Here is a 10,112-nt window from a genome sequence, read left to right as displayed (position 1 = left end):
CTGTTCCATTCTCGTCAATATAACCCCTGACCCCATTGATAGTGATTAATTGCATTCCACTTCCTCCTTCCCCATTAATCAGATTCAGTTTTCAAGGAACCTCCGTACGTTATGTAGAGTCGTCGTTGTTAGCTGATTCGTTGCACTTAACTTTGCTGTTTTTGAATTTCCTTTAGCACCATACTTGCCCACATGTCCACAAGTTTTTGTGGATTAGGGTGGGGTATTGTTTTAATGGAAACATTAATTGTTGTGGTCATAAGTAAAACAACCTTTCTACGCATATTAAATTTTCATCAGAAGTAAATTTTATTTTCTTTTAGTGCATGGAAAAATAAACCTCTTAAAATTTAATATGAGGTATTGCGTGAATAATATTTACGTTGTATAATAAAAACGTAAATATTGTTTCTGTCAAGACGATGAAGAAACATCAGGAAACAATTCCTCAACTGGTTCACCAAAGTACTTAGCTAGCCTTAACATTAATTTTCCACTAGGCACGATTTGGCCGTTCTCAATATAACGGATGGTTGTACCAGTAACCCCGTTATCTCGGCCAACTTGTTCTTGAGTTCCGCGCATCCTTCTGAGTTGCTTGAATCGTAATCTTACGCCACAAGATTGTTTCGGCATCTTTTTCCACCACCTTTCTTACTGTGATTATAAACGTATCTGATAATTACGTCAATAGTAAATATAATTTTCTTTTTTTAGGAGAGATCTCTATGTCGATCGGTAATAGAATCAAAGCACTTCGTATGAAGAAAGGCTTAACACAGGATCAAATGGCAGAAAAGTTAGGAATGAATCGAGCTAACTTTTCAAATTACGAAAGAGGGGTTGCATCCCCTCCCGGAGAAACGATATCCAAGATTGCAGCTATTTTAAACACGACGACCGATTATTTGCTTGGGAGAACTGAAGACCCATCGCCCTTGGAATTAATTCCGACAGATCCATCTCCACCTGAAGTAAGAGCAATTCAAAGAGCCGCAAAAAACATGTCTCCAAATGATCGTAGAAAAATGCTCAATATGATTAGAGCTGCCTTTGAGGAGGCCTTCTCAGAGGATGATTAAACCGAATTATTTTGCTGCCGAAAAAGCAGCACGCAATTTTCTATATAATTTTAATATTAGTTCACTACCCGTGCCATTAGAAATATACTTTAAAGCTTTCCCGGATTTGAGAATTGCATCATATAGTTGGTACGCAAATAAACACGACATAGATATTGATGAAGTAATTACTCACACTGATAGTGACAGCGGTTGCTGTTGGTACATACCTGAAATGAAAAAATACATGATTTTATATAACGATACTATAAGCAATCCCGGTCATATTAGGTGGACAATTGCTCATGAACTTGGCCACTATGCTTTAAAACATAACGAAAAAACTAACAGATCAATTATTGCGAGAAGCTCTCTTACCAAATCCGAGTATGACGCATTCGAAAAAGAAGCAAACTGTTTCGCTCGTACACTTTTGGCCCCTCCTTATGTTTTACATGGGTTAAAAAAGTTTGATGCCCGTGATATAAGTGAATGGTGTAATATTTCGATGGCAGCTGCGATTAATATCCTTAAATTTTTTAATAAAGGATTAGAATTGGGGAGAAACTTTAACCCATTAGACGATATAGCTCAACTATTCTCACGTTATATTTATGAAAAGAATAACGAACGTCAATGCACAAACTGTAATCATTATTTCATATCTCCAACCGGGAAATTTTGTCCTGTTTGTTGTAATAAAAGACTCCTAAAAAGAAGAGGTGTAAATTGGATGATTTATGATGGATACATTCTCAATGAAGATCACCTGCCAATTACTTGCCCCCAATGCGAAAACGAACAAATAACAGGTAATTTCTGCAAAATATGTGGCGTCGGCCTATTAAACAAATGCACCAATGTTGAGTATGATAATTATGGTGAAAGCATTATTTGGGAATGCGGGGCCATCGCAGAAGGAAATGCTCGTTATTGCATTCAGTGTGGACATCCTACCACTTATCTGAAACAAGGACTGCTGAAACCTTGGAATGAAGTCAAGCAGGAAATTAGACTATCTATAGACCTCCCATTTTAATACATAACTGGAGTGCAATCATTTGTCTCTTGTTTTTGGCCGGATAAACAAAACGAACACACGTTTCTGGTGGTGATTAAATGTGAGTAAAAATCTTATTAGAGCAGTTGCATATCCCCGTTATAGTTCCGACAATCAACGAGAAGAATCCATAACAGCCCAACTCCGTGCCATTGAAGAATACTGCTTGCGCAAAGGGTACGTTCTGGTGAATAGTTACCCGGATGAAGAAAAGACAGCTACCACAGACCGGCGCCCGAATTTCCAACGTATGATCGCAGATTCGGCTAAACGGTTATTCGATGTAGTCGTCGTGCATAAACTTGATCGCTTTGCTCGAAACCGATACGACTCCGCACACTATAAGCGTATCCTCAAAAAGAACGGCGTCCGAGTCGAAAGTGTTCTAGAACAATTGGACAATTCCCCGGAGTCCGTTGTTCTCGAATCAGTCCTCGAGGGAATGGCAGAGTACTATTCCCTAAACCTTGCCCGTGAAGCCCGTAAGGGTCTGCTTGAGAATGCTATGCAAGGAATTCACACCGGAGGCCGACCTCCATACGGTTTGAAAGTGAACCCAGAAACACGGAAGCTAGAAATAGACGAGCGACGTTATAAGGCCGTACAGATATATTTCGAAGGAATCGATAAGGACGTACCTTTAGAAAAAATTGCTGAAACACTCAACGAAAAAGGGTTCCGCACCCAAGAAGGACGCAAATTTACTAAGAACAGCTTCGGGGAATGGGCCTCTAATCGAAAATACAAAGGGGACTATACTTGGGACGTATCGAGCCCCAAAGACGAAGAAGGCCGGCGCAATACAAATAACAAAAAGCCACAGGAGAAACAAATATTCATACCAGGCGTTATACCTGCGATTATTGATCCCGAATTGTGGGAAAGAGTCAACAAAAAAATGAGTGATAGAAAAAGAACTGGAGGAAGGATGAAAGCCAAAGTGAACTATTTACTAACGGGCAAAATTGTTTGCGGCAAATGTGGATCTCTTTATGCCGGCAATTCTTATCGAAATCCCAAAAGTGCTGAAAGAACTCTCCTCACATACTATAAGTGCCAGTCCAAATGTGGAAATACCAGTGTGCGTAAAGAGGATATCGAACATATCACCATTGAACAACTGGCAGAGCGCTGTTTCTCTGACGCGGGTGTTGCACAGATCACAGTGAGGGTACAGGAGTTGTACAAGCAGGAGCAACAGCAATACGTCAGCGATATTGAGCCAATAAGGGACGAACTATCCGAACTGGAAGGTAAAATTAAAAACTGGGTTGAGGCGCTTGGGAACGGAGTTAAAAGTGTTATTGACAACATCAAGCAAGCCGAGCAGCGGAAAGAAGTTTTGGAGTATGAGCTTCAGCGTGCCGAAATGATTCAGAAGACGAACGCCCTGGACGAATCTCTTATTTTTCGGGTCATAAACGACAAGAAACACCTGCTTCTGTCCGGTGAGGAAGAGGACAAAAAACAGGTGCTTCAAGAATACGTTGACCGTGTAGTGATACAACCGTCCACCGATATCAACCATTACGATGCGGAAATCACGTACAGGGTTTTCAGCAATGGAGACGAGGGGAGTCGAACCCCTGTCCGAAGATAACGCCACACAGGCTTCTACGGGTGTAGTCACAGTTTTGATGTCACCCTAGAGGCGCCCCGTAACCGGCTCCTCTTCAGGTCAGCCTGATTGTCTTCTTCAGCTAGCCGCAGGCGGAGACTAGACAGCGTATCCCACTAAGGTTGAGCCCCTATCCCGGCACATGGGCGATGCAGAGTAGGAGCACGCTAGCAGGTTATTAAGCTGCTAAAGCGTAAGATTGTTGTTGTTTGCCATTTAATTGGCTTTAGCGTTGATGAAGCGGACGCGTCCCCGCTACCCGCAACCCATGCTCGAACTATCCCCGTCGAATCCAAGAACGTCCCCGCATAGGCAGGCCCTGTAGACGGGCCCGGTAAGGTTATGAAATAAAACTTATCTACCATGACGACATTTCTGCTGGTCTTGCTGATGATGCTGTGCACTTCCCTGGTGCGCTTTTATTATACCACATTCATGAAGCAAAAAGAACCTTTGAACTCATGGAAGCATCGCCATATCCTTGACAGAATAGCGGTGTTTGCCGTATTATCTGGCAATTTTTTGCTTCTCGCGCAGCGCACGCTGGATGTCTCGCTGAGCATCGCGTTTGGCTGCAGTGTCACGTTTATCGTACTGCTTTTTCCCTTTACCGAGTCCGAGCAGCAGTTTGGCAAAACCGTTTCGAACGTAAACCTTCAACGGCACCAGTGTATACCCTTCCTGCTTGGCCAGACCGAACAGCTTGTTGATCTCGGCTTTCCTGAGGAGGAGCTTGCGGGCGCGTGTCGGGTCGCCAGGATTATGACGGTTACCTTGCTCGAACGGACTGATGTGCATGTTATGCACGAATGCTTCGCCGTTGCGGATCGTTGCAAACGCATCGCCGATATTGGCCCGGCCCTGGCGCAGCGATTTGATCTCCGTTCCCGTCAGGACCAAACCGCACTCATAGGTATCTTCAATAAAATAATCATGAGAAGCCTTCTTGTTTTGCGCCAGAACCTTGTTTTCGCTTTTCTTGCTCATATTCTCCGCTGCCGCTCCTTCCTGCATGATTTCCAAACAGAGGGATGGAGTCCATTGTACCAACTCCATCCCGGGAAATCAAGAGGTTACCGCTTAACGGTTTTTTTGCGCTTCTTTTTGGCTGTGCCCGTACCCGAGCCGCTTTTAACCGACTCCAGCGCACGGGTCTTCGCCGCACCCGGGCCTTTGCCCCGCGCGCTGCGGCTGCTGCCGCCAGAGCCTTGTTTACTGCGTCCGGTACGACTGCCGCTGGCGGCCGGCTTTCCGGCTTCCCGGCCCCCGCGGCCCTTCCGCTTGCCGTTCTTGCGGACGTTGTTCAGCACGTCCACCAGACTCACCTTCTGCGGCCGGGGCTTCATATCCACCATTTCAAAGTCGATGGTGTGCTCATCCTTGTTCACCCGCGCCACGCGTACCTTCACTTCATCGCCCAAGCGATAGATTCTCGAGGTCCGCTCTCCGATCAATGCGTGCTGCGCCTCATAATAATGGTAATAATCGTCCGTGAGATCAGACAGACGGATGAGTCCTTCCACCGTATTGTCCAGCTCCACGAACATGCCGAAGCTCGTCACGCTGCTGATGATGCCGTCGAATTCTTCACCGACCTTGTCGAGCATAAATTCGGCTTTCTTCAGCGCTTCGGTCTCCCGCTCCGCATCCACCGCCATTCTCTCCCGCTCCGACGATTGCTTCGCGATATCGTCCATTCGAGAGGCAAGATATTCGTGCCTGGCCGCGCTTAATGTGCCGTTCTCGAGCACTTCGCGAATCACGCGGTGAATGACCAAATCCGGATACCGGCGAATCGGCGAAGTGAAGTGCGTATAGAACTCCGCAGCCAATCCGTAGTGCCCCAAGCTCTGGGAATCATATTTTGCCTGCTTCATGGAACGCAGCATAACGGTACTAATGACCGTTTCTTCCTTAGTCCCTTTAATCTCTTCAAGCAGCGTCTGCAGCGCCCGGGGATGAACCGTATTACCCTTCCCCCGCACCACATATCCGAAGTTCGTAATAAACTCCATAAAATGCTGCAGCTTCTCCCCATCCGGGTCCTCGTGAATCCGGTACAAGAACGGCACCTTCAGCCAGTGAAAATGCTCTGCAACCGTTTCATTTGCCGCCAGCATAAACTCTTCTATGATCATTTCGGCGATGGTCCGGTCCCTTTTGACGATATCCGTCGGCTTTCCGTTCTCATCCACCAAAATTTTAGATTCCTGGAAGTCAAAATCGATGGCGCCCCGCTGCATCCGTTTGGAGCGCAGCTTCATGGCCAGCTCTTCCATTAAGCGGAAATCATCCATCAGATAACCGTATTTCTCCACAAGCTCGGCATCCGGCTCTTCCTCGGTCAACAGCTTGCGCACGTTTGTGTAGGTCATCCGCTCGCTGGTTCTAATCACACTTGTAAAAATATCGTGGCGCACCACATTGGCATTCGCATCAAATTCAATCTCACAGGACATCGTCAGACGATCCACCTGCGGGTTTAGCGAGCATATCCCGTTAGATAAACGGTGCGGCAGCATCGGAATCACCCGATCGACCAAATACACACTGCAGCCGCGGTTGTACGCTTCATGATCCAGTGCGGAGCCTTCTTTTACATAATAGCTGACATCGGCAATGTGAACACCCAATAAATAGTTACCGTTCGGCAGCCGTTCCACATTCACTGCATCGTCCAAATCCTTGGCATCCTCACCGTCGATCGTGACGATCCGTTTGCCTCGCAAATCCCGCCTGCCTTGCCCCTTCAGCTCTTCTTCAGAAATAACAGCCGGAGCTGCTGCAGCCTCCTCCATCACTTCATCGGGAAATGCCTCAGGCAAACCGTGCTTGCGGATAATGGATAAAATATCGACGCCAGGATCATTCTTATGACCCAAAATTTCAATGACTTCGCCTTGTGCAGCCGCGCGGCCTTCAGGGTAAGAGACGATCTTGACGACGACCTTATGGCCGTCCATCGCTCCGCCGAACGCTTCCTTCGGTATAAAGATATCGCGCACGACCCGCTTATCATCGGGAATGACAAAAGCATACTCTTCATGCGCTTGAAAAAGTCCCACGATTTGCGTATTGCCGCGGGTAACGACACGTACGACTTCTCCTTCCATCCTTCCGCCGTGAGAACTTTTGGAGTTGATACGCACGAGTACGATGTCTCCATTCATGGCCGTACCCATATCGTTTGCATGGATATATACATCCGGGTGATCGCGGTCATCCGGAATGAGAAAGCCAAACCCTTTGGCATGCGCTTGAAGTCTGCCCCGCAGCAAGTTCATCCGTTCCGGTACACCATAGCGGTCGTTGCGGGTACGAAGAATCAAGCCCTCATTCTCAAGCTGATTGAGCAGCTTCAGAAATTCTCTGAAATCCTGCGCGCTCTCGAGCGGAAAATGCTGCTCCAACTCGTTATACGTCATCGGTTTATAAGCCGTTTCCTTCATAAAATCAAGTAAATCTTCTTTGGTTATCATGATTCTCACCTGCCTTTTGTGTTCTTAACTTCATCTCTTTGTACAATAAACTATGTCAATTGACAGGTCTCCGTCTGTTTCCTTGTCCCCTCTCCCTCCGGCTTCATTAAAAACAACATCGTAGCCCGTCCGCGCGGCTGAATAGGCCCACTGAGCCGCCTAATCATACCGCCGCTTGACCAATTCAGTTTTGTATATGTACAAGCTGTTTCTATAAATAAGCTTCATAGATTATACTCCTAGTATAGCCAAGTGCACTCCAATTCATAGCCCGCCCAAGGAAATGGCAGAAACACCCGGCAACCCGACGCATACTCCCTGCTTAAGAAACAAAAAACAGCAGGAGTAACTTTCCCCTGCTGCCATATATTTATTAGATTAGGCTCTTACGAAATAAGCCACAATCACAGACAAAACAAAGAACACTACTGCGAGCACCATCGTAAGACGGGATAAAAAAAGCTCCAAGCCGCGTGCCTTTTGCTTACCGAACAGGTGTTCCGCCCCCCCGGAGATGGCACCGGATAAACCCGCACTTTTGCCCGGCTGCAGCAGAACCGCCGCAATTAAGCCAAGCGAAGCAATTACCAGTATAATTTTCAATGCAACTTCCATGAAATTCCACCTCCTGCGGGATCACACCGATCTTGTCCGAAAAATAGACAGCAACCATATTATATCACATAAAAAAACCGCTGACAAATCGAAATGATTCATCAGGGATTCTTAAGCCGCCGGTCATTCTTCATAACGCGGTTGAAATGCGCGGGTATGATCCCGGCTCTTCCTCGGTTTACGGCCGCCAAAGAATAAGCGGAGCGACCGGGACGCGCACCATAGAGAAAACACGGTAAAGAAAATAGCCCAACCGAGAGCCGGTATGAGGGTAGCCTGAGCCAAGTTCGTTGCATCCCCAGCAGCAGCCGGATCCTGCATGGCATACAGAACCAAAGAGAACGACCCGAATACGGCTTCCTCCAGCATCAGGAATGACAGGAGAAGATAATATCCGTCCCGCAGCAACCGGGGCACAAAAGCAAGCATGACGATATTCAGCAGCACGAAGCCGATCAGCCACATGATTCCATATTCATTGCGGACAAACAGGACCAGCGAAAGAATAGCCACCAATGTAATCGTCTGCAAGCCCAAACGCTCTTTGCCCTTCGCCCTGGCATAAAACATGAACCAGGCGAAAAGCGATGCAAAAGTGTACCCGGCCAATGAAATCGGAATCAGGCTCCAGCCGCTGGATATTTGCGAATAGGTGACTCCGCTATGGTTAGCATACAGCTCAATGAACATCACATGGCCCGAAAGCGCAAGCGTCATGATCGCATGGGCGAATTCGTGAATCATCGTATTTAAGCTGCGGAAAAAATGATTGAAGGGAATCAAATGCGTAAGAAAAGCCGATGCCATCAAGAACAATACGGTCTTTATCAGATTACTCATTGGATCCCCTCCGGGTCTGCGTCAGGCTGAAGCTTTTTCGTTCCCGATGATCCATCGCGGGATAAGCCGGGAACGAAAAAGTTCAAAGCCGGTCTGGCAGCTATAAAATGATTTAGAACAGATTACTTAAAGCTTTTCAGGTTGTAAAAGGCCGATTTGCCTGCGTATTGAGCTACATCGGACAGTTGATCCTCGATGCGGAGCAATTGATTATACTTCGCTACGCGGTCCGTACGGGAAGGCGCTCCCGTTTTGATTTGGCCGGCGTTGGTAGCTACCGCGATGTCCGCAATCGTGCTGTCTTCGCTCTCGCCGGAACGGTGAGAGATGACAGCTGTGTAGCCTGCACGCTTCGCCATTTCAATCGCATCGAACGTCTCGGTCAAGGAACCGATTTGGTTGACCTTGATCAGGATCGAGTTGCCGATGTTCTGCTCAATGCCTTGGGAAAGACGGTTCGTGTTTGTCACGAACAGGTCGTCGCCCACCAGCTGTACTTTGCTGCCCAGCTTATCGGTCAGCAGTTTCCAGCCTTCCCAGTCATCTTCGGAGCAGCCGTCTTCGATCGTAATGATCGGGTATTTCTCAACCCAAGAAGCAAGGAAATCTACGAATTCCGCAGAAGTGAACGATTTGCCTTCACCCTCGAGGTGGTATTTGCCGTCTTTGAAGAACTCCGTAGAAGCAACGTCCATGCCCAGGAACACATCCACGCCCGGCTTATAGCCCGCACGCTCAATCGCGGCAATGATCGTTTGAATCGCTTCTTCATTGGAGCCAAGGTTAGGAGCGAAGCCGCCTTCGTCGCCTACGGCAGTGTTCAGGCCCTTGTCCTTCAGGACCGCTTTGAGGCTGTGGAAAATTTCCGCACCCGTACGCAGCGCTTCTTTGAAGGACGGAGCGCCCACCGGCAAGATCATGAACTCCTGTACGTCCACGTTGTTATCCGCATGCGCACCGCCGTTAATGATGTTCATCATCGGAACCGGCAAGGTTTTGGCATTAAAGCCGCCAAGGTATACATACAGCGGAACGTCGAGCGCTTCCGCCGCTGCGCGGGCAACTGCCATGGAAACGGCGAGGATCGCATTCGCGCCGAGCTTGCTTTTATTCGGCGTACCGTCAAGCCCGATCATGCGCTTGTCGATACCCACTTGATCGAGTGCATTCATGCCGATGATTTCCGGTGCGATGATGTCGTTCACATTCTCCACGGCTTTGAGCACGCCTTTACCAAGGTAGCGGGATTTGTCCCCGTCACGAAGCTCTACCGCTTCATAAGCGCCTGTCGATGCACCGGATGGAACGATAGCGCGGCCGCGCGCTCCGGATTCCAGGAATACTTCCACCTCAACGGTCGGATTGCCGCGGGAATCAAGCACCTCACGGGCGTACACATTGGAGATTACAGTCATTGCTAGATACACTCCTTGTCTTTT

Annotated in this window: 9 protein-coding genes and 1 other RNA gene; 3 read left to right on the top strand and 7 right to left on the bottom strand. The window is 47.7% G+C overall.

The features are described 5' to 3' along the window. Window positions 1–414: 414 nt before the first annotated feature. Window positions 415–636 (bottom strand): helix-turn-helix transcriptional regulator, encoded by a 222-nt coding sequence (locus BLT35_RS21840; RefSeq protein ID WP_074729726.1) that lies wholly within the window; start codon window positions 634–636, stop codon window positions 415–417. Between the two features lie 92 nt (window positions 637–728). On the opposite strand from BLT35_RS21840, the gene BLT35_RS21835 reads away from it, so the two are divergent. From BLT35_RS21835 to BLT35_RS27165, 3 genes are all read left to right on the top strand, one after another. Then, on the top strand, window positions 729–1,082 hold the full coding sequence (locus BLT35_RS21835) for a helix-turn-helix domain-containing protein (protein WP_074729725.1): 354 nt from the start codon (window positions 729–731) through the stop codon (window positions 1,080–1,082). Beyond that, the gene (locus tag BLT35_RS21830) at window positions 1,075–2,100 is read left to right on the top strand and encodes an ImmA/IrrE family metallo-endopeptidase (protein WP_074729724.1); all 1,026 of its coding nucleotides are present in this window, start codon (window positions 1,075–1,077) and stop codon (window positions 2,098–2,100) included. The genes BLT35_RS21835 and BLT35_RS21830 overlap by 8 nt, the downstream gene beginning before the upstream one ends. 82 nt (window positions 2,101–2,182) lie before the next feature. Continuing rightward, the gene (locus BLT35_RS27165; protein ID WP_175472030.1) at window positions 2,183–3,721 is read left to right on the top strand and encodes a recombinase family protein; all 1,539 of its coding nucleotides are present in this window, start codon (window positions 2,183–2,185) and stop codon (window positions 3,719–3,721) included. On the opposite strand, the gene ssrA is transcribed toward BLT35_RS27165, so the two are convergent. From ssrA to eno, 6 genes are all read right to left on the bottom strand, one after another. Continuing rightward, window positions 3,682–4,045: a transfer-messenger RNA gene (gene ssrA, locus BLT35_RS21805) on the bottom strand. The two genes, BLT35_RS27165 and ssrA, sit on opposite strands and share 40 nt — an antisense overlap. 201 nt (window positions 4,046–4,246) lie before the next feature. Continuing rightward, complete coding sequence (gene smpB, locus BLT35_RS21800) at window positions 4,247–4,726, bottom strand: SsrA-binding protein SmpB (RefSeq protein ID WP_074729728.1); 480 nt, start codon at window positions 4,724–4,726, stop codon at window positions 4,247–4,249. An 86-nt stretch (window positions 4,727–4,812) separates the two neighbouring features. Beyond that, complete coding sequence (gene rnr / locus BLT35_RS21795; RefSeq protein WP_074729722.1) at window positions 4,813–7,218, bottom strand: ribonuclease R; 2,406 nt, start codon at window positions 7,216–7,218, stop codon at window positions 4,813–4,815. Between the two features lie 378 nt (window positions 7,219–7,596). Next, a complete protein-coding gene (gene secG, locus BLT35_RS21790) occupies window positions 7,597–7,833 on the bottom strand; it encodes a preprotein translocase subunit SecG (RefSeq protein ID WP_054819205.1) in 237 nt (78 codons plus the stop codon). A 123-nt stretch (window positions 7,834–7,956) separates the two neighbouring features. Continuing rightward, window positions 7,957–8,673 carry a M50 family metallopeptidase gene (locus tag BLT35_RS21785; RefSeq protein ID WP_054819204.1) on the bottom strand — a complete coding sequence of 239 codons (717 nt, stop codon included), beginning with the start codon at window positions 8,671–8,673 and terminating at the stop codon, window positions 7,957–7,959. Window positions 8,674–8,795: 122 nt separating this feature from the next. After that, on the bottom strand, window positions 8,796–10,088 hold the full coding sequence (gene eno, locus BLT35_RS21780) for a phosphopyruvate hydratase (RefSeq protein ID WP_074729721.1): 1,293 nt from the start codon (window positions 10,086–10,088) through the stop codon (window positions 8,796–8,798). Window positions 10,089–10,112 lie beyond the last annotated feature (24 nt).

This window comes from Paenibacillus naphthalenovorans, assembly GCF_900099895.1.
GTDB classification, from domain to species: domain Bacteria; phylum Bacillota; class Bacilli; order Paenibacillales; family NBRC-103111; genus Paenibacillus_G; species Paenibacillus_G naphthalenovorans.
Note: the sequence above shows the minus strand (reverse complement) of the source record. Positions and strands in the feature narration are given on the sequence as shown.

Excerpts from the sequence above, each read along its gene's own strand:
- BLT35_RS21840 (WP_074729726.1), bottom strand. The coding sequence starts at position 636 with ATGCCGAAACAATCTTGTGGCGTAAGATTACGATTCAAGCAACTCAGA.
- BLT35_RS21835 (WP_074729725.1), top strand. The coding sequence starts at position 729 with ATGTCGATCGGTAATAGAATCAAAGCACTTCGTATGAAGAAAGGCTTA.
- BLT35_RS21830 (WP_074729724.1), top strand. The coding sequence starts at position 1,075 with ATGATTAAACCGAATTATTTTGCTGCCGAAAAAGCAGCACGCAATTTT.
- smpB (WP_074729728.1), bottom strand. The coding sequence starts at position 4,726 with ATGAGCAAGAAAAGCGAAAACAAGGTTCTGGCGCAAAACAAGAAGGCT.
- rnr (WP_074729722.1), bottom strand. The coding sequence starts at position 7,218 with ATGATAACCAAAGAAGATTTACTTGATTTTATGAAGGAAACGGCTTAT.
- secG (WP_054819205.1), bottom strand. The coding sequence starts at position 7,833 with ATGGAAGTTGCATTGAAAATTATACTGGTAATTGCTTCGCTTGGCTTA.
- BLT35_RS21785 (WP_054819204.1), bottom strand. The coding sequence starts at position 8,673 with ATGAGTAATCTGATAAAGACCGTATTGTTCTTGATGGCATCGGCTTTT.
- eno (WP_074729721.1), bottom strand. The coding sequence starts at position 10,088 with ATGACTGTAATCTCCAATGTGTACGCCCGTGAGGTGCTTGATTCCCGC.